The 23,235-nt window shown below is 63.4% G+C and carries 23 protein-coding genes; 12 read left to right on the forward strand and 11 right to left on the reverse strand.

The annotated features are described in order from the left end of the window. The first annotated feature begins 208 nt into the window (after positions 1-208). The 4 genes from ACI3KW_RS22710 to ACI3KW_RS22725 all read left to right on the forward strand — a co-directional run bounded on the left by ACI3KW_RS22710 (position 209) and on the right by ACI3KW_RS22725 (position 4,021). Positions 209-1,204: an ABC transporter permease gene (locus ACI3KW_RS22710; protein ID WP_404849974.1), complete on the forward strand. Its 996-nt coding sequence runs from the start codon at positions 209-211 to the stop codon at positions 1,202-1,204. 96 nt (positions 1,205-1,300) lie between these two features. After that, positions 1,301-2,245: an ABC transporter substrate-binding protein gene (locus tag ACI3KW_RS22715; RefSeq protein ID WP_404849975.1), complete on the forward strand. Its 945-nt coding sequence runs from the start codon at positions 1,301-1,303 to the stop codon at positions 2,243-2,245. Between the two features lie 224 nt (positions 2,246-2,469). Continuing rightward, positions 2,470-3,201, forward strand: coding sequence for an SDR family oxidoreductase (locus ACI3KW_RS22720; protein ID WP_404849976.1), 732 nt, complete (start codon positions 2,470-2,472; stop codon positions 3,199-3,201). A 148-nt stretch (positions 3,202-3,349) separates the two neighbouring features. Further along, positions 3,350-4,021, forward strand: a complete 672-nt coding sequence (locus ACI3KW_RS22725) for a glutathione S-transferase family protein (protein WP_404849977.1) — start codon at positions 3,350-3,352, stop codon at positions 4,019-4,021. Here the strand turns inward: ACI3KW_RS22725 and ACI3KW_RS22730 are convergent, their stop codons facing one another. From ACI3KW_RS22730 to ACI3KW_RS22750, 5 genes are all read right to left on the reverse strand, one after another. Then, positions 4,022-4,783 (reverse strand): ABC transporter ATP-binding protein, encoded by a 762-nt coding sequence (locus tag ACI3KW_RS22730; RefSeq protein WP_404849978.1) that lies wholly within the window; start codon positions 4,781-4,783, stop codon positions 4,022-4,024. Further along, positions 4,780-5,781 (reverse strand): FecCD family ABC transporter permease, encoded by a 1,002-nt coding sequence (locus ACI3KW_RS22735; RefSeq protein ID WP_404849994.1) that lies wholly within the window; start codon positions 5,779-5,781, stop codon positions 4,780-4,782. Before ACI3KW_RS22735 ends, ACI3KW_RS22730 begins: the two co-directional genes overlap by 4 nt. Positions 5,782-5,816: 35 nt before the next feature. Next, on the reverse strand, positions 5,817-6,857 hold the full coding sequence (locus tag ACI3KW_RS22740; RefSeq protein ID WP_404849979.1) for an ABC transporter substrate-binding protein: 1,041 nt from the start codon (positions 6,855-6,857) through the stop codon (positions 5,817-5,819). Positions 6,858-7,317: 460 nt separating this feature from the next. After that, complete coding sequence (locus ACI3KW_RS22745) at positions 7,318-8,628, reverse strand: GH1 family beta-glucosidase (RefSeq protein ID WP_404849980.1); 1,311 nt, start codon at positions 8,626-8,628, stop codon at positions 7,318-7,320. 110 nt (positions 8,629-8,738) lie between these two features. Next, the gene (locus ACI3KW_RS22750; protein ID WP_404849981.1) at positions 8,739-9,446 is read right to left on the reverse strand and encodes a FadR/GntR family transcriptional regulator; all 708 of its coding nucleotides are present in this window, start codon (positions 9,444-9,446) and stop codon (positions 8,739-8,741) included. Between the two features lie 127 nt (positions 9,447-9,573). Here ACI3KW_RS22750 and ACI3KW_RS22755 point away from each other — a divergent pair, with 127 nt between their 5' ends. Then, positions 9,574-11,175 (forward strand): ABC transporter substrate-binding protein, encoded by a 1,602-nt coding sequence (locus ACI3KW_RS22755; protein ID WP_404849982.1) that lies wholly within the window; start codon positions 9,574-9,576, stop codon positions 11,173-11,175. Between the two features lie 40 nt (positions 11,176-11,215). Here ACI3KW_RS22755 and ACI3KW_RS22760 read toward each other — a convergent pair whose 3' ends face one another. Together ACI3KW_RS22760 and ACI3KW_RS22765 are read right to left on the reverse strand one after the other, a co-directional pair. Next, positions 11,216-11,938 carry a cytochrome c biogenesis CcdA family protein gene (locus tag ACI3KW_RS22760; RefSeq protein WP_404849983.1) on the reverse strand — a complete coding sequence of 241 codons (723 nt, stop codon included), beginning with the start codon at positions 11,936-11,938 and terminating at the stop codon, positions 11,216-11,218. Beyond that, a complete protein-coding gene (locus ACI3KW_RS22765) occupies positions 11,938-12,354 on the reverse strand; it encodes a TlpA family protein disulfide reductase (RefSeq protein ID WP_404849984.1) in 417 nt (138 codons plus the stop codon). The genes ACI3KW_RS22760 and ACI3KW_RS22765 overlap by 1 nt, the downstream gene beginning before the upstream one ends. Positions 12,355-12,568: 214 nt before the next feature. Between ACI3KW_RS22765 and ACI3KW_RS22770 the strand changes: the two genes are divergently transcribed. From ACI3KW_RS22770 to ACI3KW_RS22785, 4 genes are all read left to right on the forward strand, one after another. After that, positions 12,569-13,486, forward strand: coding sequence for a sulfurtransferase (locus ACI3KW_RS22770; RefSeq protein ID WP_404849985.1), 918 nt, complete (start codon positions 12,569-12,571; stop codon positions 13,484-13,486). Positions 13,487-13,553: 67 nt separating this feature from the next. Next, positions 13,554-14,762, forward strand: a complete 1,209-nt coding sequence (locus ACI3KW_RS22775) for a YeeE/YedE family protein (RefSeq protein WP_404849986.1) — start codon at positions 13,554-13,556, stop codon at positions 14,760-14,762. Beyond that, positions 14,759-15,184: a hypothetical protein gene (locus tag ACI3KW_RS22780; RefSeq protein ID WP_404849987.1), complete on the forward strand. Its 426-nt coding sequence runs from the start codon at positions 14,759-14,761 to the stop codon at positions 15,182-15,184. Before ACI3KW_RS22775 ends, ACI3KW_RS22780 begins: the two co-directional genes overlap by 4 nt. A 12-nt stretch (positions 15,185-15,196) precedes the next feature. After that, a complete protein-coding gene (locus ACI3KW_RS22785; protein ID WP_404849988.1) occupies positions 15,197-15,772 on the forward strand; it encodes a DUF6969 family protein in 576 nt (191 codons plus the stop codon). Between the two features lie 15 nt (positions 15,773-15,787). Here the strand turns inward: ACI3KW_RS22785 and ACI3KW_RS22790 are convergent, their stop codons facing one another. After that, entirely contained in the window at positions 15,788-16,810 is a 1,023-nt protein-coding gene (locus ACI3KW_RS22790) for a LacI family DNA-binding transcriptional regulator (RefSeq protein ID WP_113121712.1), read from the reverse strand. Positions 16,811-17,015: 205 nt separating this feature from the next. Between ACI3KW_RS22790 and ACI3KW_RS22795 the strand changes: the two genes are divergently transcribed. The 3 genes from ACI3KW_RS22795 to ACI3KW_RS22805 are packed head-to-tail and all read left to right on the forward strand — an operon-like array spanning position 17,016 to position 20,540. Continuing rightward, positions 17,016-18,557, forward strand: coding sequence for a sugar ABC transporter ATP-binding protein (locus tag ACI3KW_RS22795; RefSeq protein ID WP_404849989.1), 1,542 nt, complete (start codon positions 17,016-17,018; stop codon positions 18,555-18,557). Continuing rightward, positions 18,538-19,542: an ABC transporter permease gene (locus ACI3KW_RS22800; protein WP_404849990.1), complete on the forward strand. Its 1,005-nt coding sequence runs from the start codon at positions 18,538-18,540 to the stop codon at positions 19,540-19,542. Before ACI3KW_RS22795 ends, ACI3KW_RS22800 begins: the two co-directional genes overlap by 20 nt. A 47-nt stretch (positions 19,543-19,589) precedes the next feature. Next, positions 19,590-20,540: a substrate-binding domain-containing protein gene (locus ACI3KW_RS22805; RefSeq protein WP_113121714.1), complete on the forward strand. Its 951-nt coding sequence runs from the start codon at positions 19,590-19,592 to the stop codon at positions 20,538-20,540. A 58-nt stretch (positions 20,541-20,598) separates the two neighbouring features. Here the strand turns inward: ACI3KW_RS22805 and ACI3KW_RS22810 are convergent, their stop codons facing one another. From ACI3KW_RS22810 to ACI3KW_RS22820, 3 genes are read right to left on the reverse strand one after another with little or no spacing between them, the layout of a single operon-like run. Continuing rightward, positions 20,599-21,603: an ABC transporter substrate-binding protein gene (locus ACI3KW_RS22810; RefSeq protein WP_404849991.1), complete on the reverse strand. Its 1,005-nt coding sequence runs from the start codon at positions 21,601-21,603 to the stop codon at positions 20,599-20,601. Then, entirely contained in the window at positions 21,600-22,355 is a 756-nt protein-coding gene (locus ACI3KW_RS22815; protein WP_404849992.1) for an ABC transporter ATP-binding protein, read from the reverse strand. Before ACI3KW_RS22815 ends, ACI3KW_RS22810 begins: the two co-directional genes overlap by 4 nt. Continuing rightward, a complete protein-coding gene (locus ACI3KW_RS22820; RefSeq protein ID WP_404849993.1) occupies positions 22,352-23,140 on the reverse strand; it encodes an ABC transporter permease in 789 nt (262 codons plus the stop codon). The genes ACI3KW_RS22815 and ACI3KW_RS22820 overlap by 4 nt, the downstream gene beginning before the upstream one ends. Positions 23,141-23,235 lie beyond the last annotated feature (95 nt).

A 23,235-nucleotide genomic window follows, 5' to 3' on the forward strand; every position in this document is an offset into this window, starting at 1 on the left:
CCCTTGAGGGGAGGGCTAGGGTGGGGGTGTCGCGGCCTGCACGACGCTCGATATTGGTGGAAGGCTCGACACCCCCACCCTCAATCCCTCCCCTCAAGGGGGAGGGAGGCCGATCGAGGCCCTCCAAAATAGCTCAAAACCTGAATTCATCACTCGTCTGGCGCGGTCGCGCCGAGGGGCGCGGTGATATCGCTGCCGGAGATACAATATGACCGACATAACAGCCCCGGCCACCAAATCCGGCGTCCGCATTTCCGGCGCTTTCCATCGGCTGCTGGCCTTTTCCGGGTTGATTGCGCTGGTCGTGGTGTTTTCGCTCGCCTCGCCCAATTTCATGCAGACCCAGAATGTGCTGGCCATTCTGCAGGCGACATCGGTCAATGGCGTGCTGGCAATTGCCGCGACGCTGGTGATCATCACCGGCGGTATCGATCTGTCGGTGGGCACGCTGATGACCTTCTGCGCGGTGATTACCGGCGTGGTGCTGACCTATTTTGGCCTGCCGCTGCCCGTGGGCATCGTGGCGTCCATCCTGGCCGGCACGGGAGTGGGGCTGGTCTCGGGCACCATCATTGCCAAGCTCAAAGTGCCGCCCTTCATCGCCACGCTGGGCATGATGCTGATCCTCAAGGGGCTGTCGCTGGTCATTTCGGGCACCAAGCCGATCTATTTCAACGATACGCCCGGCTTCACCCAGATTGCCCAGGGCTCGTTCGTGGGCGCCATCATTCCGGCCATTCCGGTGCCCAATGGCGTGATGATCCTGTTCCTGGTGGCCGGGCTTGCCGCCTTCGTGCTGACCAAGACGGCTTTGGGCCGCTACACCTTCGCGCTCGGCTCCAATGAGGAGGCCGTGCGGCTGTCCGGCGTCAATATCGATCGCTGGAAAATTGCCGTCTATGCCACGGCGGGTGGCATTTGCGGCGTGGCGGGCCTGTTGATCGCCAGCCGGCTCAATTCGGCACAGCCGGCGCTGGGGCAGGGCTATGAGCTGGACGCCATCGCCGCAGTGGTGATCGGCGGCACCTCGCTTTCGGGCGGCCGCGGCACCGTGATCGGCACCCTGATTGGCGCGCTCATTATCTCCGTGCTGGCCAATGGCCTGCGCATTCTTTCAGTCCCTCAGGAATGGCAGACGGTCGTGACCGGCACCATCATCATCCTGGCGGTCTATGCCGACATACTGCGGCGCCGCAATCTGTAGCGCCGATTTCGCTGCGCCTGCCAAACCTGGCGCCAATATCAAGCAGGCGACAAGCCTCACTCAAAACGACGACTTCAAAACACTCTGGGAGGAAAAATGTTAAACCGCCGCACTCTGATCGGGGCCATCAGCGCCCTTGCTCTCCTGACCGCCAGCGCACCTGCGTTTGCCCAGGACAATTACGATATCGCCCTGATCTCCAAGGGCTTCCAGCACCAGTTCTGGCAGGCCGTGAAGGCCGGTGCCGACAAGGCTGCCGCCGAATTCGGCGCCACCGTGACCTTTGAAGGCCCGGAAACCGAAAGCCAGGTCGACCGCCAGATGGACATGCTGGCCGCAGCCCTGTCGCGCAAGCCCGACGCCATCGGCTTTGCCGCGCTCGACAGCCAGGCCGCAACGCCCTTGCTGCAGCAGGCCAAGGATGCCGGCATTCCCGTCATTGCCTTCGACTCCGGCGTCGATAGCGACATCCCGCTGACCACAGCGACCACCGACAACGTGGCGGCCGCCGCACTGGCAGCCGACAAGATGGCCGAACTGATCGGGGGCGAAGGCAAGGTTGCCGTGGTGGCCCATGACCAGACCAGCCGCACCGGCATCGATCGCGTCGACGGCTTCGTCAATCGCATGAAGGAAGCCTATCCCAAGATCGAAGTGGTCTCGGTGCAATATGGCGGCGGCGACCAGCTGCAATCGACCGAAATCGCCAAGTCGATCCTGCTGGCCAATCCCGACCTCAAGGGCATTTTCGGCGCCAATGAAGGCTCCGCCATCGGTGTGGTCAACGGCAAGACCGAGCTGAACAGCAATATCGTGGTCATCGGCTTCGATAGCGGCGCGGCGCAGAAGGGCTTCATCGAAAGCGGCGCCATGGCCGGCGCCATCACCCAGAACCCGGTCGGCATCGGTTATGAAACTGTCAAGGCCGCTATCTCGGCGCTGAAGGGCGAAACCCTGCCGCCGGTGATCGATACCGGGTTCTATTATTACGACAAGGCGACGATGGCTAATCCTGAGATTGCCGCTGTGTTGTACGACTAAGATGTAGGGTAGGACGGGAGTGCTTCTCCTGTTTGATGGGGGTGTTATACCCAAGCTTTGGGTGGCTCCCATCACCCCACCCTCAATCCCTCCCCATCAAGGGGAGGGAGGCGCCGGCTGAGGGCTCCCGGTTCCATCGTCTCCCTCCCTCTTGTGGGGAGGGATCAAGGGTGGGGGTCTTCGAGCGCACAAACCCGACGACGGATGACTTTTAGGACAAACTCATGGCCGACCTGACCGGAAAAATCGTGCTCATTACTGCTGCGGCGCAAGGCATTGGCCGCGCTTCGGTGGAGGCTTTCGTCAAGGCGGGGGCCAGGGTAATTGCCACCGATATCAATGCGGAAAAGCTGGGTGAGCTCAATGGCCTGGCGGGCGTGACGACGCGTGTGCTCGATGTGTTGTCGGAAGACGCGGTGAACGCTGCAGTCGCCGAGATCGGCCACATTGACGTGTTGTTCAACTGCGCCGGCGTGGTGCATTCGGGCACTGTGCTCGAGATGAGCGACAAGGATTTGGACTTCGCGCTGGACCTCAATGTGCGGGCGCAAATCCGCACTATTCGTGCGGTCTTGCCGCAAATGCTGGAGCGCCGGGATGGCGCCATCATCAATATGGCCACCGTCGCTTCATCGGTGAAGGGCGTGCCCAATCGCGCTGCCTATTCGATTTCCAAGGCGGCCGTGGTGGGGCTGACCAAATCGGTCGCCGCCGATTATGTGACTAGTAATATCCGCGTCAACGCCATCTGCCCCGGCACGGTGGAAAGCCCCTCGCTGCACGAACGCTGGCAGGCGACCGGCGATTTCGAGGGTGCGAAAAAGGCCTTTATCGCGCGCCAGCCGATCGGGCGCATCGCGCGGCCTGATGAAGTGGCGGACCTGGCGGTGTATCTGGCCGGGGCGACCTATACGACCGGGCAGGTGCATATCATCGATGGCGGTTGGACGGGGTAAGGTCCGCCGCGCGGATCTTTGCGTCGCGCCCGCTTTCCATGGGCGTTCTTTGCCTCTCGCCCTTCACCTTCGCATCAGCTTTGCTCGCTCTGCTGCCGCTGGCTTGTTATCGTAAAATTACGATGAAACGCCATTTGCAGAGAGTCCCATGACCAAACTGACGCTGATCAGCTTCCCGACCTGCCCCTATGTGCAGCGCGCGGTGATTGCGCTCAAGGAAAAGAAGGTCGATTTCGACGTGGTCTATATCGATCTGGCCAATAAGCCCGATTGGTTCCTGGCCATTTCCCCGCTCGGCAAGGTGCCGGTGCTCAAGGTCGAGCGCGAGGGGCATGAGCCGGCCATCGTGTTCGAAAGCGCTGTCATCCTCGAATATCTGGAAGAGACGACGCCGGGCCGGCTGCATCCCGAGGATGCGCTGGAGCGGGCGCAGCATCGCTCATGGATCGAGTTTGGCTCGCAGGTGCTGGGCGATCTGTGGCGGCTGAGCGTGGCCAAGGATCAGGCCGAGCTGGATGCGGCGCAGCAGGCGGTGACCGCCAAATTCGCGCGGCTGGAGGGTATCGTGGCCGGTCCGTTCTTTGCCGGCGAGCGGTTCAGCTATGTCGACGCGGTCTTTGCCCCGGCTTTCCGACAGATCGATGCGCTCGAAACCGTGGCCCCTGCCGGGCTGACGGCCGGCTTGCCCAAGGTTTCGGCCTGGCGGCAGGCGCTGGCAGAACGGCCCAGCGTACGCGAGGCGGCGCCCGCCGATTTCGCCGAGCTTTATCTGCAGCGGCTGCGCAATAATGCGGCCCATGTGCTCAAGCTGGCGGCCTGATCAGAACAGGTAGTGGATGTGTCGCTTGCCGCTATGCGGCGAGGTTTCGATGTGACAGCGAATGCCGAAGACCTCACGCAAGAGGTCTTCGGTCAGCACCTCTTCTGGCGTGCCGAGGGCGACGAGCTTGCCCTTGTTCATCACCGCCAGCCGGTCGCAGAACATGGCGGCGTGGTTGAGATCGTGCAGCGCCACGATGCTGGTGACCGGCAGGCTCGCCACCAGTTTGAGGATTTCGATCTGGTGCTGGATATCGAGGTGATTGGTCGGCTCGTCGAGGATGATCTCGGTGGGCGCCTGCGCCAGGGCGCGGGCAATGTGCACGCGCTGGCGTTCGCCGCCCGATAAAGTCTGCCAATATTGGCTGCGCCGTTCGGTGAGGCCGACGCGGCCCAAAGCGGTCTCGACGGCCGTATCATCGGCCATGGTCCAGGGCGACAGGGCCGAGCGATGCGGGGTGCGGCCCAGCCGGACCACGTCCAGCACGGTGACATTGGCGTCGGTATTGGCATGCTGCTCGACCAGGGCAACGCGGCGGGCCAGCGTGCGCCGGCCGATCCGGCTGAGATCGGTGCCGTCCAGCGTGACCTGGCCGCCATGGGCGCGGCGCAGGCCGGCCAGCAGCCGCAGCAGCGAGGATTTGCCGGAGCCGTTCGGGCCGAGCAGGCCCAGCATCTTGCCGGGCTCGGCGGCTAGCGACACATCGTCCACAATGGTGGTCTTGCCCGCTTTCCAGCTGAGATTTTCTGCCTTGATCGTCATACTGCGCGCCGTGCCCGATAGAGAATGACCGAAAAGAACGGCACCCCGATCAGCGCCGTGACCACCCCGATGGGGAGAATCTGCTGCGGCAGGATGACCCGCGAAACGATGTCCGCCAAGACCATGAAAATGGCGCCCGCCGCGACACAGGCCGGTAAGAGCCGCAAATGCAGCGGGCCGACAATGAAGCGGGCGGCATGGGGGACGACGAGGCCGACAAAGCCGATGGAGCCCACCATGCTGACAATGGTGGCGGTCATCATGGCGGTGACGGCGAACAGGATGACCCGCACCCGGCCCACCGAAATGCCGAGGGATGAGGCTGCGTCATCGCCGAAGGCGAAGGCGTCCAGCGCGCGGGCGTAATACATGCAGACGCCAAACCCGATCAGCACCACGACCAGCACCAGTTGGAATTCGGGCCAGCGCACACCGCCGAAACTGCCCAGGAGCCAGAACATCACGTCGCGCGCCTGCTGCGCATTGGCCGAGGTGCTGACAATGTAGGAGGTGAGGGCGTTGAACAATTGCGAAGCGGCCACGCCGGCGAGGATCGTGCGATCGGCCCCGCCGCGTGCGCCACTGGCCAGGAGGACCACGAAGAGGAAAGCGGCGAGCGAGCCGGCAAAGGCGCCGGCCGAGATGCTCACCGTGCCGGCGCCGAAGCCCAGCACGATGATCGCGACCGCGCCAGTGGAGGCGCCGGCCGAGACGCCCAGCACATAGGGCTCGGCCAGGGGATTGCGCAGCAGCGATTGGAGGATTGCGCCGCACAGCGCCAGGCCAGCGCCGCAACAGGCCGCGACCAGTGCGCGGCTCAGCCGGTAATCCCAGATCACGCTTTCATGGATGCGATCGAGCGGCACCGCGGTCCAGCCGAGACGATTGGTGATGGCGAGGTAAGTGGTGTTGAGCGGGATCGGCAATTCGCCAATGCCCACGCCCGCGCCAATGGCCAGGGCCAGGAGCACGACGGCAAGCAGAGCGAGCAGGCCCAGAGCGGCCTGCCCACCAAAGTTGCGGCTGATAAAGCTCACTTGATCAGACCAAAGGCCTCAAGCTGATCGGCCAGCTCCTCGGCGCCGTAAATGGTGCGGATGGTCGGGTTCATCGCCGCGCCATTCATCACCGCGATATGGCCTTCGCGCACAGCCTCGAGCTGGCTGACCACCGGATCGGTGGTGACGAAGGCGCGCTTGGTCTCGGCATTGTCGAGTTCCCAGCGGTTGCGATCAAGGCTGGCTATGACGAGCACGGTGGGATTGGCGGCCATGATGCCTTCCCAGCTCACCGTCGGCCATTCGGCTTCGGTGGTGATGGCATTATGGCCGCCCAGAAGGTCCGCGATATAGCCCGAAGCGCCATTCTTGCCGCCCAGATAAGCATCGTCGGACGGGGAGGGGCTGGAGAACCAGAACACGAAGGACGGATCGGTATCGCTGCCGTCCACGCGGGCGCGCAGGGCCGCTTCGCGGGCCTTGAACTGGGCGATCACTGCCTGGCCGCGATCGGCGACGTCGAAGATCTGGGAAAGCTCGTCGATCTCCTGGTAGAGCAGATCCATGTTCCACAGTGCTGCGCGGCTGCCATAGGCGTCGCCGGTATCCTGGCGGGTATTGCAGATGCCGGGGGCGAGGTAATTGCCGATGCCCAGATTGTTCAGGTCGTCGCGCTTGGCAACCTTGCTGTCGGGGCCGAGCAGGATCGGCAATTGCGCCGCCACGAAATCGGGACGTTCGGCCAGGATTGCTTCAAGGCTGGGCGATTCCACGGTCAGCAATTTGACCTTGGCATTGGCCTCGGCCAGTTCGGGCAGCACCTTGGTCGGCCAGAAGGCGGTGCCCACCATGCGGTCTTCCAGACCCAGCATCAACATGATCTCGGCGCTGTTCTGCCCCAGGGCCACAGCCCGCTCCGGCGCCTTGTCGAAGGTCACCTCGACCCCGCAATTCTCCAGCGTCAACGGATAGCTGGTCGGCGCGGCAAAGGCCGGGGCCGAAACCAGCGTGAGCGAGAGCAGAATGCCGGACGCGAGAGAGTTCCGCGCCTGGCCGGCGAACATGGAAGTAAGCATGAAAGATCCTATTGGCAGCAAGCCTGCGCGGGAGGCAGCCGGCTCGCGCGCCATGTATCAAGTCATGCGGGAGAAAAACAAGAGTGTGGTGATCATAATTTTGGGATGCTGCAGTTGCGGCTGGCGTGGCCTTTACCAAATCTGTCCCATCTCACGGTGTCATTCCGGCGCAGGCCGGAATCCAGGTCCGGGGCGATTGGCATACATCCAGCGCCGGGATGGCCTTCAGCATGGATTCCGGCCTGCGCCGGAATGACACCGTGGGTGATTCAATAATTGCCGTCATCCGCCGACCGCATCTCTGTGAGATGGGGGCTCTCACCCCCACCCTTGATCCCTCCCCACAGGGGGGAGGGAGACGATGGAGCCGTGAGGTCCGGGCTTGCGCTTCCCTCCCCTTGATGGGGAGGGATTGAGGGTGGGGTGACGGGAGCCACAGAAATGGCTGCTGTGGGGCTAGCTAGCCCTTGTGCGTCAGCATGTCCTTGAAGGCGTAGTAGGTGTCTTTCGGCAGGCGGTCGCGGGTGACCGGGTCCATGCCGACAATGCCGAATTTGGGGTTGAAGCCTTCGGCCCATTCGAAATTGTCGATCAGGGTCCAGGCGATGTAGCCGCGCAGGTCGACGCCTTGCTTCTGGGCCTCGACCATGGCGGCGAAGTGCTTGTCGAAGAAGGCCGTGCGCTTGGTTTCGTCGGTTTCCGAAATGCCGTTTTCGGTGACGTAGATCGGCAGGCCCGGATAACGCTTGGAGGCGCGGACCAGGAATTCGGTCAGTGCCTCGGGGATGATTTCCCAGCCCAGATTGGACTTTTCCAACGGGCCGCGCGCCTGGGTGAAGGGGAAGACCGGCACGCTGGGATCAGCCTTGTAGAGGAAGCGCGTATAGTAATTGATGCCGATCCAGTCGAGTGGCTGGTTGAGGATGGTCATATCATCCCGCCAGTTTTTGGGCAGGTATGGCTCAAGGATGTCGGTGACCTTTTCGGGATAGCTGCCCTTGAGCACGCCATCGAGAAAGAATTGGTTGAAGATGGCGTCGCCCAAGGCGGCCGCCTCGATATCCTCGGGTGCATCGCTGGCCGGATCGCATTTTTCCATATTCACCACGATGCCCAGCTTGTCCTTGAAGCCGGCTTCGCGCATCGCCTTGATGCCCATGCCATGGGCCAGCAGCACATGGTGCATGGCGCGGGCCGTGGCGCGCACATCGCGATAGCCGGGGGCGTGGGCGCCCAGGAAATGGCTGAGCACGGTGATGCACCAGGGCTCGTTGAAGGTGGCAATGCTGGTGAGCCGGTCGCCGAATTTTTGGGCGGCGATTGCAGCGTAATCGGCAAAGGCCTTGGCGGTGTCGCGGTTCATCCAGCCGCCGCGGTCCTGCAGGGCGCTGGGCAGGTCCCAATGATAGAGGGTGGCGAGTGGCTTGATGCCGCGCTCCAGCATGCCATCGATCAGCCGGTCGTAGAAATCAAAGCCCGCCGGATTGAGCGCGCCCGTCCCCTCGGGGATCAGCCGCGACCAGGAGAAGGAGAAGCGGTAGGCGTCAAAGCCGCCATCGCGGATCAGGTCAAGGTCTTCCGGCCAGCGATGGTAATGATCGCAGGCGATCGTGCCGTTATCGGCATTTTTGGTATTGCCCGGCGTGGCGGCGAAAGTGTCCCAGATGGAGGGGCCGCGGCCGTCTTGCTGTCCGCCTTCGATCTGGTGGGCAGCCATGGCGACGCCGAACAGGAAATCGGGGCCGAAATCGGCGCGCTTGTGTGAAAACATGGTCTTTTCGTCCTTATCCGGTCGGCGGCTTGCATGGGTGATCTGCCCGCTGTGGCGGGGTTACAATCAAAAGTATGACATACTATGAATTGGCGATCTGTCCAGCGATCTCAGCGCTTGAGACGGCGATAACGCTTCTGGCTGCCCAGCAAATGATCCCGCATGGCGGCGCGCGCCGCCTCGGGTTCCTGGTCGGCAATAGCCTCAAGGATTCGCTCATGCTCGGCCAAAACACCCTGCAGATAGCTCTCGTCATTGGCGCTGGGCAGGGTGGGGAATTGCCCGCGCGGAATCGAGCGCTTGCCGAAGCGGGTGAGCGTATCGGCGAAGTAGAAATTGTTAGTGGCCTCGGCAATGGCCAGATGGAAGGCAAAATCTGCGTCGATCGTGTCGCCGCCGGCCTCGATCTGGTTGGCCATGTCGTGATTGGCGGAGCGGATGGCTTCTTCCTGCTGCGCGGAGCGGCGATGGGCGGCAATGGCCGCCGCTTCGGTCTCGACGGCGATACGAAACTCCAGCATTTCCAGCGTTTGCGGGATGCTCTGGATTTCGCGCGGCGTCAGCACGATGGCCGGGGTATGGGAGCTGTCGGTGACGAACATGCCCTTGCCCTGAATGGGCGTGACGAGCCCGGCCGCCCGCAATTCGGTGATCGCCTCGCGCACCACGGTGCGGCTCACTGAGAATTGCGCTTCCAATTGGGGCTCGGTGGGTAATTGTGCGCCCACGGGCAATGCCCCCGCCTCGATCTGCTGGCGCAGTGTATCGACCAGCGTCTGCGCCATGCGTGGCCGCCGCCTTGTTGCCGTTCTATCCATCTCGACCTCCCCGTCGCTCGCACGACCTTTTAGCACAGCCCTCTTGCCATTTCCTGCAAAAGCCATAATCATAATACGAGATACAACCGACATATTATGTTGTGCCGTATCAAACGGAGGAAGTTCAATGAAGCATTTTTGTTCCCGCCTGGCGGCGGGCGTGGCGCTGGCCGCCATGATCGCCACGGCGCCTGCGGCTTTCGCCGCGACGCCCAATGACCAATTGGTCATCGGCACCTCGCTGGCCCAGGTCCTGTCGCTCGACCCCCAGCAGGGCACCGAGGTCAAGACCCAGGAAATCCTGGCCAATACCTATGACCGGCTGGTGTTTTCCGACCAGAATGACGGCAATGCCATCAAACCGCAGCTGGCCGAAAGCTGGGATATCGACGATACCGGCATCACCTTCCACCTGCGCGACGCCAAATTCGCCTCGGGCAATCCGGTGACCGCCAATGACGTGGTGTTCTCGCTGGTGCGGCTGATGAAGCTGGACCAATCCGCCGCCACCAATTTCAAGACGGCCGGCTATTCGGCCGACAATATCGAATCCATGGTTTCGGCCGTGGACGACAAGACCTTCCGCATGGAACTCACCGATGCGGTGATCCCCGAGGCGCTGCTCTATCGGCTGGCCGTGGGCGTTTCCAGCGTCGTCGACAGCGTCGAAGTGCAAAAGCACGTGAGCAATGACGACTATGGCAATGAATGGCTGCGCACCAATACGGCCGGTTCGGGCCCCTATGTGCTGCGCCGTTGGACGCCGAACGACATCGTCATGCTCGAAGTCAATGACCAGTTCTGGGGCGAGGCGCCCGCCATCCGCCGCGTGCTGATGCGCCACGTGCCCGAAAGCCAGGCCGCGCGTCTGATGCTCGAACGCGGCGATATCGACGTGGCCAATGCCCTGACCGCCTCGGATGTGCGCACCTTCGAAAACAAGGCCGGCTTTGTCATCGACCAGGTCAAGACCGGTGGCTATTACGTGCTGGCGATGAATGCCGGCAAGGAGCCGCTGAGCAATCCGCTGGTGCGCGAAGCCATCGCCTATGGCATCGACTACAAGGGCATTGCCGATACGATCCTGGGGCCCTATGGCCGCGTGCGCAATGTGCCGGTGCCGGAAGACTGGCTGGGTGCCATCCCCAATCCCGACTGGTCGCTGCAGCCCGAAAAGGCCAAGGCATTGCTGGCGGAAGCTGGCTATCCCAATGGGTTTTCGCTGACGCTCAAGACCATTTCCCAGACGCCGCGCGTCGACATGGCCACTGCCATCCAGGCCAGCCTTGCCGAAATCGGCATCACCGTCAGTATCCAGCAGGGCAATGGCGCCGATATCGTCGCCGCGCACCGGGCACGTGATTTCGACCTGCTCATCCCCCAGACCGGCTCGTTCATGCCGACGGCTTTGGGGTCGCTGGATAATTTCGCCTCCAACCCGGACAATTCGCTCGAAGCCAATAATGCCGGCAATTTCGTCTGGCGCTCGGCCTGGGACATTCCCGAGCTCAACGCCTTGCGGGTCGAGGCCAATAGCGAACGAGATGACGACAAGCGCCTGGCGCTGATCAAGCAGATCCAGGAAGTGTTCATCGAGCAGAAGCCGGCCGTGCTGCCCATGTTCGAGCGCTTCGAGCCCATCGTGGTCAGCGCGCGCGTGCAGGGCTATTCGGGCCATCCCTCGTCGATGACCCGCGTGGATGGGGTTTCCAAGACGGACGCACAGTAAGCCGGACGGGCCGCCGCCCCCAAGAGGCGGCCCATTTGGCTCAGAGCGCTGGCCGGGGCTCCCAACCGGTCAGCGCCAGTTCCCAATCGGGAAACCAGGTCAGCAGCAGGATCTGGATCTGGCGGTCCCAGCCCAGGAAGATGGCAAGGCCCGTCAGCACGAGAATGACGCCGAGCACTTGCTGGATGCGGCTGGCATTGGCCTGAAACCAGCCCAGCCGCCGCACCAATTGCCGCCCGCCCAGCATGATGGCCGCCATGGGGAGGGCCGTGCCCAGCGAAAAGGCCAGCGTCACCGCGATAGCGCCCGCATTGACCTGCTGGTTGAGCGCCAGGGTGATGACCGACGCCATGATCGGGCCGACACAGGGGCTCCAGGCGAGGCCGAGGCCCGCACCGACCGCCAGCCCGCCGCCAAAGCCGGAGGATGGACCGCCCGCCGGAGCGCGGCTGGCCAGGGCGCCGGCCAGGCGCTCGAAGCCCAGATGCAATTGCGGGATGGCGAGGACCAGTCCGAGCAGGATCAGCACGGCGCCGGCGAGGACGCGATTGAGATCGGGCGGCACGCCCAGCGCGCGCACCAGGAAGCTTAGCGCCAGGGTCGCAGCGGTGAAGGTGCCGACAAAGCCGACGATCAGCCCGATCGGCCGGGCCTTGCCCTCCTGCGTCGCGCTGCCCAGAATGATCGGCAGCAGCGGCAGTACGCAGGGCGACAGCACCGTGATCACCCCGGCCATGAAGGCAAAGCCGATGGTGAGGAGCATCAGCTTTGGCTATTGGCGTTGAGGCCGTCGACGCCGCCGCTATTCCACGACTTGGCCGAATTGCCTTCCTTGTCGAGCAGCACGAAGGTGTCCTGATAGGTCACGCCGAACTTGCCCTTGAGCGCGGATTCCTTGTCGTAATCGGCAATCACCAGCGTCAGGTCTGGGTTCACGTCCGCCCAGCGGGCGTTGAGCTCGGCCACGGTGGCGCGGCAATTGGGGCACCAGGCGGCGTAGAAGAACACCACGGTCTTGCCTGCCGCCGCCAGGGTGTTGAGCTGCGCTTCATTCTCGAAATCGAGCACCGTGGCACGCGCTGCTTGTTCAGCCGTCGGGGCAGGGGCGTCCTGGGCGAGGCTGGCAATGGGTGCCAAAGCGAGCAGGGCGGCGATGAGCAGGCGGGCGAAACGGCGCATGGCGAATTCTCTAAGCATCTGATGGGCCTCAGTATCGCCGCGCGAGCCGACGCTGCCCAGCGCGCCGGGAGAACAATCCTTCGATCTATACCCGACCTGTTAGATAGATTTTTTAACGGGGCTCGCCGCTTTGGATTGGCGCGGGGCCGCATTGGGCGGGAAGACGTGGCACTATAGTGCCAAATTCATCGATCGAACTTCAAAGGAACCTCGAATGCGTATCAACCTTGCTGGCGCCGCCATGGCTGCCGCGCTGCTGCTGACCGGCGCCGCCCAAGCCGAGCGCCTGACCGACAAGCCGCTGGTCGATGCCGCCTGGCTGACCGAACATCTGGGCAATGAAAGCCTGGTCGTGCTCGATATCCGCGACGTCGCCGAAACCGTCGACCCCTATGCTGCCGGCCACGTCCCCGGCGCCATCGCCGCCCGCTATTCGGAAGCCGGCTGGCGCGTGCCGGTCAACAATGTCCCCGGCATGCTGCCGCCCACCGAGCAGATCGAGGCGACGATTGCGGCGCTCGGCGTCGACAATGATAGCCAGGTGGTGATCATCCCGGCCGGCTCCTCTGCCTCCGAATTCGGCGGCGCCACTCGCGTCTACTGGACCTTCAAAGTGCTCGGCCATGACGCCGTGACCATCCTCGATGGTGGCTATGCCGCCTGGACCAAGGCCAATGGCGCGGTCTCGACCGATGCCGCCACTCCTGTGGCGGGCGACTTCAAGGCGGAATTCCGGCCCGAGCTGCTGGCCGGCGTTGAGGAAGTGACTGCCGCCATCGAAAGCGATGCCAACCTGATCGACGCGCGCACCGTTGCCCAGTTCATCGGCCAGGAAAAGACCAATACCGTGCAGACGCTCGGCCATATCCCGACTGCCGTGAACATCAATTTCGACAAGTTCTACGACGCCCAGAACGCCTCGTTTGCCAGCCCCGAAACCATCAAGCAATTGGCCGCAGCCGCTGGCGTTGCCAATGAGTCCGACTTCATCGCCTTCTGCAATACCGGCCACCTGGCCTCGATTGCCTGGTTCGGCCTGTCCGAAGTCGAAGGGCTCAAGAACGTGCGGCTCTATGATGGCTCGATGTCCGAATGGACCGCCGATCCGAGCCGCCCCGTCGTCACCAACTAGTATTTTCTAGCAGTTTTTTTTACTTGCCCGGGCCATGGTCCGGGCAAGACTATTTTTCGGTGCTTTCATGACAGACGCAACTGCGGGCTCGATCCGCCCAGCCATCCCTTTCGATCGCGGCCCGGTCTGGTTCGCCAGCCTCGCCCTGGCCATCGGCACGCTCGCCATCTGGCAACTGGTCGATCTGCGGCAGGCGGCTTTATTCCTGATCGGAAGCCTGCTTGGCCTGACGCTTTATCACGCCTCGTTCGGCTTCACCGGCGGCTGGCGCCGGCTGGTGGTGGAAAAGCGCGGCCATGCCATGCGCGCGCAAATGCTGATGATCGGCGTCGCGGCGCTGGCTTTCATTCCGCTGCTGACCTTGGGCAATCCATTCGGGCAACCGCTGGCTGGCGCCACCGCGCCGGTGGGCGTCTCGGTATTGTTCGGCGCGGCTTTGTTCGGGCTTGGCATGCAATTGGGCGGCGGTTGCGGCTCGGGCACGCTGTTCACCGTGGGCGGTGGCAGTGCGCGGATGCTGGTGACGCTGGCTTTCTTCATTGTCGGCGCGCTGCTGGGCACAGCCCATTTGCCGTTCTGGCTCACTCAGCCGTCGCTGCCGGCCATCAGCCTGGGCACCAGCCTTGGCGTGCCGCTGGCGCTGCTGGTGACGGTGCTCGGCCTGGGCGCGGTGGCGCTGATCACGGTGCTGATCGAGCGCCGGGCGCATGGCAGCCTGGAAGCCATCAAGGCTCCGGCCAATCGCCGCTGGTCGCGGCTGTTGCGCGGGCCCTGGCCGCTGATCGGCGCGGGGCTGGCGCTGGCCGGGCTCAATGTGCTGACGCTGCTGGTGGCGGGTCACCCCTGGTCGATCACCTATGGCTTTGGCCTGTGGGGTGCCAAGATCGCCCAGGCTGTCGGTGTGCCGGTCGCCGGCTGGGAATTCTGGACCTGGCCGGCGCAAGCCGAAGCCCTGCGCTCCAGCGTGCTTGAGGACAGCACTTCGGTGATGGATTTCGGGCTGATCCTTGGCGCCGCCCTCGCCGCGGGCCTTGCCGGCAAATTCGCCCCCAAGGCGGCTCTTCCGTTCCTGTCGCTGCTGGCCGCGGCCATTGGTGGCGTGCTGATGGGCTATGGCGCGCGGCTGTCCTTCGGCTGCAATATCGGCGCGCTGTTCAGCGGCATCGCCTCGGGCAGCGTGCATGGCTGGCTATGGTTCGCCGCCGCTTTCGTGGGCAGCTTCGGCGGTATCGCCCTGCGGCCCCTCTTCGGTCTGGACGGATTCAAAGCCAAATGAGCGCTCGTAGTACTCTGCTGTTTGGCGCCGCCGCCCTGGTTGCCACCGCCGCCGTTGCCGCCGACCATGTGGCGTCGAGCAATCGCGCGCCGGCGCCGGTTCCGGCCGCCAGTGCTGCGGCAAATCCCTGTGCCGCGGGCAATCCTTGTGCGGCCGGGAACCCCTGCGCCGCTGCGGCTCCGGCCGCCAATCCGTGTGCTGCTGCAGCGCCGGCCAATCCCTGCGCTGCTGGCAACCCCAGCGCCGCGGGTGCTCCAGCTGCCGTGGCCAATCCTTGTGCCGCCGGAGCCCCGGCAGCCGCGGGCAATCCCCGTGCGGCGGGTGCTCCGGCGCCGGTTGCCGCGCCCTGTGCCGCCGCAGCGCCTTGCGCGGCTGCCGCCCCCTGTGCTGCAGTCAATCCCTGCGCCGCCGGGGCGCAATAGCGGAGAGCGAGGATGGACGAGCAACGCGAACGCGCCGCGCAGGAAGCTGCCTTTTGCGAGCGGCTGCTGGCCAAGTCCGGTGAAAACGTGTTGCGCGAAACCCTGCGCGATGCGGCCTCGGTGGAGGCCTGGGCGCATTACCCGCCCGGCGATGTGTTCGATCCCGAAAGCGGCGGGCAATGGTATTACCACTGCCATCTCCCCGCCGCCGACGGCACCGAACACGGCCACTACCATTGTTTCGTCCGGCCGGACGGCGCCAATGGCCCGGTGCATCATCTGATCGCCATCGGCGTCGACGCCTTTGGCAAGCTGCACCGGCTATTCACGGTCAACCAATGGGTGGTGGGCGACACCTGGCTGCCGGCCGAGGCGACGATAGCGCTCTTGCCCCGCTTCGACATGCAATTGGCCAAGCCGTCCTATCTGGTCAATCGCTGGCTGACGGCCATCGTCACGCAATACCAGCCGGAAATCGAGGCGTTGATCCGTGAGCGTGATCAGGTGTTGAGTGAGCGGGCAGGGGAGCCGGAACAGGTTCGCGGGGACCGAAGCCTCGAGGTTACCTCGGCTTTGTTGATTGGCTGACACAGGCCAAGTGGCCTACCGCCCAACCTGCCCAACCGAGTTGCGCACAATCAACTCGCTGCGTAGCAGCACCTGCTTGCGCTCGACGCTTTTGCCTTCGAGCAGCGCCAAGAGCAGGTCCATCGCCTCTTCGCCGATCTTCAGTCGCGGCTGCTTCATCGTGGTCAGCGATGGCGACACGAAGCTGGCGAAGGTGATGTCGTCAAAGCCCATCACCGAAAACTGGCGGGGCAGTTCATAGCGCCGGGCGGTCAGGGCGATGATGACGCCGAGCGCAGTGACGTCGTTGACGCATAAAAATGCGGTGGGCAGCACGTCGCGCACGAACATATGCTCGGCGGCGGCGCGGCCGCTTTCGGTGGTGCCGTCGCCGTCCAGGATCAGGCGGGGGTCGATGGTGATGCCATGACCCTCAAGCGCAGCGCGATAGCCCTTTTCGCGCAGGATATTGACCGCCTTGCTGGTCGAGCGCCCGATAAAGGCAATGCGCCGATGGCCCTGGGAAATCAGATGCTCGGCCGCAACGCGCGAGCCCTCAAAATTGTCCACGCCCACAAACGGCACGTCGCTATTGGAGACCGGCTCATTGACCGCCACCATGGGCGGCAGGCGCGACTCGCCGCCCTCATTGCCAAAGCCATAGGGCAGGTGCCCGGTGAACAGGATCAGTCCATCGGCCTGGTTGGAACTGATGAAGCGCAGATAATCGGTCTCGCGCGCCGGATCGTTCTGGGTATTGCCGATCAGCACGCCATAGCCGCGCTTGCTGGCCTCGGTTTCCAGCCCCACCAGAATATTGGAAAAGTTTGGGTCACCCACATCGGGCGCCAGAATCAGAATCATCTTGGAGCGGCGCATGCGCAGCGAGCGCGCCATGGCATTGGTCGTATAGCCTGTCTGGGCGACGGCCTGGGTGACGCGGCGCCGCGTTTCGTCGGCGACCTTGCCCGGATCGTTAATGGCCCGGCTGACCGTAGCGATGGATACGCCGGCGATTGCCGCAACGTCTTCTATCGTGGCCAGCTTGTGATGCTGCAATTGGCGCTCCGCCCCGCGCGATCCGGCTCGGCGACCCGCTTGCTGCCTTTAGCAGAAGGCGCGGATTACGCCATATCCATCCCGCAACGCTTATACAGTTTTGCCATTGTGTAAACCTTTACATCAATCATGAAAACCTTTACATCACTGCTCATGGACGAAGAGCGGGATTGAACCCTCCACGTCCGGCAGGGGGATTTACGAGATGACCAGTGCCGAAGGCACGCCAGCGCCAGCCATCCTGTCAGCGCACCGGATTTCCAAATCCTTTGGCGAAATCCCAGTCCTGTTCAGCATTGATTTCGATATCAAGCCCGGCGAAGTGCACGCCATTATCGGCGAAAACGGCGCGGGCAAATCCACCCTCATCAAGATTTTGTCGGGCATCGAACAGCCCACTTCGGGCACGATCAGCTATGACGGGCAGACCGTCATCCTGCCGCCCAACGGCCAGGCTGAGGCTATGGGCATCGTGCTCATCCACCAGGAATTGAACCTGGCCGAGCACCTGACGGTGGCCGATTCGATCTTCCTGGGCCGTGAACTCAAGAAATTCGGTTTCCTCGATGTCGCCGAAATGCGCCGCCGCGCTGTCGCGGTGATGGAAATGCTGCATGTGCATGTCGATCCCGATGCGCGCATCAACACCCTTTCGGTGGCCGACAAGCAGATGGTGGAAATCGCCAAGGCCATCAGCCGCGATGCGCGGGTGCTGATCATGGACGAGCCCACGGCGGTGCTGTCGGTGGGCGAAACCCAGACCCTGTTCGAGCAGATTCGCCGGCTGACGGCGCGCGGCGTTGCGGTGATTTTTATCTCGCACAAGCTCGACGAGATCATGGAACTGGCGCGACGCGTCACTGTGCTGCGCGACGGGCAATTGATCTCCACACTCGGCACCGAGGCGCTCACGCCTGATTCCATCGCCCAGATGATGGTGGGCCGCGAACTTTCCAATCTCTATCCGCCCAAGCACGAGCCCGATGTCGATGCGCCGGTGGTGCTGTCGGTGCGCGGGCTCAAGGCGCCGGGCGTCAAGGACATTTCCTTTGACCTGCGCAAGGGCGAAATCCTGGGCTTTGCCGGGCTGATCGGCTCGGGGCGCACGGCGGTGGCCGAGGCCGTGGTGGGGCTGACGCATAAAAGCGAGGGCGATGTCGCGCTCAACGGCCAGCCGGTCAATTTCGGCCAGGTGGCCCAATCGGTCGATGCGGGCCTCGCCTACATGACCAAGGATCGCAAGGGCAAGGGCCTGCTGCTCAATATGGGGCTGCAGCCGAACCTGACGCTTTTGACCCTGGGCAAGCATCTGAAAGCCGGCTTTCTCGACAGCGCCAGCGAGGCGCGGGCGCTGGAGCGGGCAGTGCGGCGCTTCGATATCAGGGCGCGTGATGCCTCGGTGCGGGTGGGCCAGCTTTCGGGCGGCAACCAGCAGAAGCTGATGCTGGGCAAGACCATGGAAAGCGAGCCGGACATCATCATCATGGATGAGCCGACGCGCGGCATCGATGTGGGCACCAAGCAGCAGATCTATCACATCATCGCGGCGCTGGCGGCCGAGGGGAAATCGATCATTGTCATTTCCTCGGAACTGCAGGAAGTGATCGGGCTGAGCCATCGCGTTGTCGTCATGCGCGAAGGGCGCCTCGCGGGCACCCTGGAAGGCGCCGAAATCACCGAAGGCGAAATCATGCGGTACGCCGCGGGCATCAAACAGAGTGGACGTGATGAGCACATCAGCGCCTGAAATAGCGGCCAGGTCCGCACGCGGTTTCCGCCTCGATCTCAAGACCGTGGGTCCCTTGCTGGCGCTGGCGCTGCTGGTGCTGCTGGGCATTTCGCTGAACGAGAATTTCCTCAGCTACAGCAATTTGACCAATGTGCTGGCGCGCTCGTCCTTCATCGGCATCATCGCCATTGGCGCGACTTTCGTCATCACGGCGGGAGGGCTCGACCTCTCGGTCGGCTCGATGGCGGCGGTGATCGCCGGGGTCATGATCATGGTGATGAACTGGCTGATCCCCTCGCTGGGCATCGGCTGGAGCGTGGTGCTGGCCGGCATGGCGGCGGGCATCCTGCTGGGCGGGGTCGCCGGCGTGTTCAACGGCATCATGATCACGCGGGGGCGTATCGAAGCCTTCATCGTGACGCTCGGCACAATGGGCATTTTCCGCTCGCTGGTGACGTTCCTCGCCAATGGCGGCACGCTGTCGCTCAACTTCAACGTCGCCGACGTCTATCGCCCGGTCTATTACGATGGCCTGCTGGGCGTGCCCTATCCGATCATCGTCTTTGCCCTCGTGGCGATTGCCGGCGAAATCGTTATGCGCCGCACCAAGTTCGGCCGCTATTGCGCCGCCATCGGCTCCAACGAGCAGGTTGCCCGCTATTCCTCGATCAATGTCGATAATGTCCGCCTGCTCACCTACATCCTGCAGGGCATTCTGGTGGGCGTTGCCGTGCTGCTCTATGTGCCGCGCCTCGGTTCGGCCTCGAGCACCACGGGCGTGCTGTGGGAACTCGAAGCCATTGCCGGCGTGATCATCGGCGGCACCACCCTCAAGGGCGGCTATGGCCGCGTCTGGGGCACGGTGGTGGGCGTGGTGATCCTGGGGCTCATCGGCAATATTCTCAACCTGCAAAGCCTGATCAGCCCATATCTCAATGGGGCGTTCCAGGGGGTCATCATCATTCTCGCCGTGCTGCTGCAGCGGGGCCAGCGCACGACTTAGAAGTTCAAGTTTACATCGCCCAGCAAGGGCATTTAGGGAGGACTGAAATGAAACTGGCTAAATCCTTTTTGGCTGCGGCTGTCGTCGCAACCAGCATTGGCGGCGTCGCCATTGCCCAGGACAAGGTGACCATCGGCGTCTCCGTTCCGGCGGCCGACCATGGCTGGACCGGCGGCGTCAACTACTTCGCCCAGCAGGCGATCGATCGCCTCAAGACCACCTATCCCGATGTCGAATTCGTCTTTGCTTCGGCGGCCGATGCGCCCAAGCAGATCGCCGACATCGAAGACATGGTCTCGACCCGCAATATCGATGCGCTCGTCATCCTGCCGGGCGATCCGGATGCGATGACGTCGGCCATCAAGCAGGTCAAGGACGCCGGCAAGTTCGTCACCGTCGTCGATCGCCAGCTCTCGATCACCGGCGTCGAAAACCTCTATGTCGCCGGTGACAATCCGGGCCTGGGCGCCAATGCCGCGGCCTATTTCAAGGAAGCACTGCCCGAAGGCGGCAATATCGTCATCCTGCGCGGCCTGCCGATCCCGATCGATCAGCAGCGCTTTGACGGTTTCATGGGCGGCATCGAGGGCACCCAGATCAAGGTGCTCGACGACGAATTCGCCAACTGGAACCGCGATGACGGCTTCAAGGTAATGCAGGACTTCCTGACCCGCTTCCCCGATATCAAGGGCGTGTGGACCCAGGACGACGATATCTCCCTGGGCGCCATCGAGGCCATCAAGCAGGCTGGCCGCGAAGACGAAATGTTCGTGGTGGGCGGCGCCGGCATGCAGCAGATCCTGCAGCGCGTGAAGGCCGGCGACAAGCTGACCCCGATCGATGTGAGCTATAGCCCGGCCATGATCGCCACGGCAATCGAGCTGACCACGTCGCACCTGGTCAGCGGCGTGCAGGTGTCGGGTCGCTATATCCTCGACTCCACCGTCATCACTTCGGAAAATGCCGACGAATTCCTGGACGACAAGAGCCCGTTCTAAGGGGCTTTGGGATCAAGGCAGCGGGGGCGCGAAAGCGCCCCCTTTTTTTGTGTGGTGCTTACTTCGGCAAGTAGGCATTGCTGTAGTAGGGCGCGAAATCGGGGCGTTCGGCCACCACCGCGCCATCGGCGTCGCGCAAAATCCCCGCCTTGAACAGATAATCGCCGATGGCGTCCATCTTGGCCGGGTCGATCGTGCCGATCACGCCATCTGCGGTTTGCAGATAGTGGCCGTCGATCAGGGCCTGGAGCGAAGCGCGGATGAGAGTGCGGTCGAGCATGCCTTCATTGGCGGCCAGCAGGATATCGGTTGCCTCGTCGGGATGTTCGACGGCGAAGGCGTAGCCGCGCTGGGTTGCAGCGGTGAAGGCCGCGGCGGTTTGGGGATTGGCATCGAGATAGGCTTGGCTGGAGCCGATAAAGGTCGTGTGCTCGTCCGGCACGCCGAAATCGGCATAGCGGAAGGCGCGTTGCGCCACGTTGTCGAGCTCGGCCTTGACCCCTTCCCAGGTATAGACTTCAAGCGTGAAATCGACAGCGCCATTGGCCAGCGCCTCATAGGCGGAGGTGCCCAAAGTTACCGTTTCGAATTCGCCCTTGGCGCCATCATGGCGGATGATGGTGCCGATCAGCGCATTTTCCCAGTCGCTGCCAAAGCCGCCATAGGTGAGGCCATCAAGGTCCTTGGGGCTCTGGATATCGGTGCGATCATCATTGAACACCACCCGGCCGGTTTCGTTCTGCACCACGGCATAGGTGGCGACCAGATCGGCGCCGGCAGTGCGCTGGCTCATCAGCGATATGGTGCCGAAAATGCCGAAATCGGCCACGTGATTGGCCACCAGCGCACCGGCCGAGGTGTCGCTATAGGGCAGGATGTCCACGTCCAGCCCGGCCTCGGTGTAAAAGCCCTTGGCCTTGGCCACATAGAGGCCGATGTGATTGGTATTGGGCGTCCAGTCGAGCGCCATGGTGACCTTTTGCGCCTGGGCGAAGGTGGGTGTGGTGACGAGGCCTGCGGCAAGCATGGCGGCGAAAAAACTGCGGCGGGAAAGCATGGTCACGTCTCCGATGGGGGATTGAGCAGGGTTTCGAGAATGTCGGCCTCGATGGCGCTGGCCTGGGGCGAGGCCAGGTCGCGGCGCGGGCGGGGCAGGGGCACGGTGATTTCGCGCAGCACCCGGGCCGGGCGTTCGGTCAGCACATAGATGCGGTCGGACAGGAACACCGCCTCGCGAACATCATGGGTGATCAGCAGGGCAGTCCAATTGTGGTGCTCCCACATGGTTTCGAGCCACCGCTGCATGCCGCTGCGGGTGAGGGCATCGAGCGCGCCGAACGGCTCGTCGAGCAGCAGCATGGCGCGATCCTGCACCACGGTACGCAACAGGGCCGCGCGCTGACGCATGCCGCCGGACAATTGCGCCGGGTAATGCTGCTCGAAGCCATCGAGCCCGAATTCGGCGAACAGGGGAGCGACGCGTTGGCGGGCCTGCTGGCGGGCCATGCCCTGCACTTCAAGACCCAGCGTCGTGTTGTCGATGATCCGCCGCCAGGGCATCAGCGCATCGCGCTGCGGCATGAAGGCGAAGGGCTGCGTCTCCTCCGCCAGCGCCGCCCCGTCGAAGAATATCGCGCCGCCATCGGGCCGCAAGCCGCCGGTCAGCAGCTTGAAAATGGTGGATTTTCCGGCGCCGGACGGACCGAGAATGGAAACGAATTCGCCGGGCTGCACCGACAGCGAAATATCGGCCAGGACATCGAGACCGCCAAAGCGCTTGTGCAGATTGCGCAGTTCCAGCCTTGCCGCACTCATGGCTTGCGCTCCGCAGCCAGCCTGTCCCAAGGCATGGCCAGCCGCTGGATCAGGATTGTGGTGCCGAACAGCACCAGCGTCAGCGTGGCGCTGACCAGCACGGCGGCCAGCACCAGATCAGGGCGGAAATTGTTCTTGGCGTTGAGGATGTAGATGCCCAGCCCCTTCGCCGCCCCGGCATATTCGGCAAAGATCGCGCCGACCACGGCATAGGTGATGGAAATGCGCAGGCCGGCGAAGAAATAGGGCAGGGACGAGGGCAGCCGCGCGAGGAGGAAGATGCGCAGCGGGGAGGCGCCCATCGAGGCCAGCAAGGACTCGATATCCTCCTCGGTCGCTGCGTAGCCCTGCACCAGCGCTACCAGCATGGGAAAGAAGGTGACCAGGGCCACCAGCATGATCTTGGGCGTCAGCCCGAAGCCGAACCACAGCACAATCAGCGGGGCAATGGCGACCAATGGCAGCGTCTGGCTGATGATGAACACCGGAAACAGCGCCCGCCGCAGCGGTTTGAAAAAATCGATCAGCACCGAGAAGATGAAGGCCGCAGCCAGCGAGCAGGCAAAGCCCAACAGGGTGGCGCTGATGGTAGGCAGCGTGTTCTCAAGCAGCGCCGGCCAGTTTTGTATGGCCTGGGCAACGACGCGCGACGGCGCTGGCAGGGTGGTCGGGGAAATGCCGGAGAGGCGGGCATAGAGCTCCCAGGCGAGGATCAGCGTGCCGACCGACAGCAGGGCCGGGGCGATTCTGCCAAGGCTGGACGCGATTGTGCGCGATGTGGACATGGGGGAAGCTTTTCATAAATGGACGGAAGCCCCGATGCAGTCCCCTCCCCCTTGAGGGGAGGGTTAGGGTGGGGGTGTCGTAGTCTCCACGAACT

The sequence above is a fragment of the Devosia sp. ZW T5_3 genome (genome assembly GCF_044987315.1).
In the GTDB taxonomy this organism is placed as follows: domain Bacteria; phylum Pseudomonadota; class Alphaproteobacteria; order Rhizobiales; family Devosiaceae; genus Devosia.

Bases quoted from the DNA above. Each gene is read 5' to 3' on its own strand.
- ACI3KW_RS22710 (WP_404849974.1), top strand. From the start codon at position 209: ATGACCGACATAACAGCCCCGGCCACCAAATCCGGCGTCCGCATTTCC.
- ACI3KW_RS22715 (WP_404849975.1), top strand. From the start codon at position 1,301: ATGTTAAACCGCCGCACTCTGATCGGGGCCATCAGCGCCCTTGCTCTC.
- ACI3KW_RS22720 (WP_404849976.1), top strand. From the start codon at position 2,470: ATGGCCGACCTGACCGGAAAAATCGTGCTCATTACTGCTGCGGCGCAA.
- ACI3KW_RS22725 (WP_404849977.1), top strand. From the start codon at position 3,350: ATGACCAAACTGACGCTGATCAGCTTCCCGACCTGCCCCTATGTGCAG.
- ACI3KW_RS22730 (WP_404849978.1), bottom strand. From the start codon at position 4,783: ATGACGATCAAGGCAGAAAATCTCAGCTGGAAAGCGGGCAAGACCACC.
- ACI3KW_RS22740 (WP_404849979.1), bottom strand. From the start codon at position 6,857: ATGCTTACTTCCATGTTCGCCGGCCAGGCGCGGAACTCTCTCGCGTCC.
- ACI3KW_RS22745 (WP_404849980.1), bottom strand. From the start codon at position 8,628: ATGTTTTCACACAAGCGCGCCGATTTCGGCCCCGATTTCCTGTTCGGC.
- ACI3KW_RS22750 (WP_404849981.1), bottom strand. From the start codon at position 9,446: ATGGATAGAACGGCAACAAGGCGGCGGCCACGCATGGCGCAGACGCTG.
- ACI3KW_RS22755 (WP_404849982.1), top strand. From the start codon at position 9,574: ATGAAGCATTTTTGTTCCCGCCTGGCGGCGGGCGTGGCGCTGGCCGCC.
- ACI3KW_RS22760 (WP_404849983.1), bottom strand. From the start codon at position 11,938: ATGCTCCTCACCATCGGCTTTGCCTTCATGGCCGGGGTGATCACGGTG.
- ACI3KW_RS22765 (WP_404849984.1), bottom strand. From the start codon at position 12,354: ATGCGCCGTTTCGCCCGCCTGCTCATCGCCGCCCTGCTCGCTTTGGCA.
- ACI3KW_RS22770 (WP_404849985.1), top strand. From the start codon at position 12,569: ATGCGTATCAACCTTGCTGGCGCCGCCATGGCTGCCGCGCTGCTGCTG.
- ACI3KW_RS22775 (WP_404849986.1), top strand. From the start codon at position 13,554: ATGACAGACGCAACTGCGGGCTCGATCCGCCCAGCCATCCCTTTCGAT.
- ACI3KW_RS22780 (WP_404849987.1), top strand. From the start codon at position 14,759: ATGAGCGCTCGTAGTACTCTGCTGTTTGGCGCCGCCGCCCTGGTTGCC.
- ACI3KW_RS22785 (WP_404849988.1), top strand. From the start codon at position 15,197: ATGGACGAGCAACGCGAACGCGCCGCGCAGGAAGCTGCCTTTTGCGAG.
- ACI3KW_RS22795 (WP_404849989.1), top strand. From the start codon at position 17,016: ATGACCAGTGCCGAAGGCACGCCAGCGCCAGCCATCCTGTCAGCGCAC.
- ACI3KW_RS22800 (WP_404849990.1), top strand. From the start codon at position 18,538: ATGAGCACATCAGCGCCTGAAATAGCGGCCAGGTCCGCACGCGGTTTC.
- ACI3KW_RS22805 (WP_113121714.1), top strand. From the start codon at position 19,590: ATGAAACTGGCTAAATCCTTTTTGGCTGCGGCTGTCGTCGCAACCAGC.
- ACI3KW_RS22815 (WP_404849992.1), bottom strand. From the start codon at position 22,355: ATGAGTGCGGCAAGGCTGGAACTGCGCAATCTGCACAAGCGCTTTGGC.
- ACI3KW_RS22820 (WP_404849993.1), bottom strand. From the start codon at position 23,140: ATGTCCACATCGCGCACAATCGCGTCCAGCCTTGGCAGAATCGCCCCG.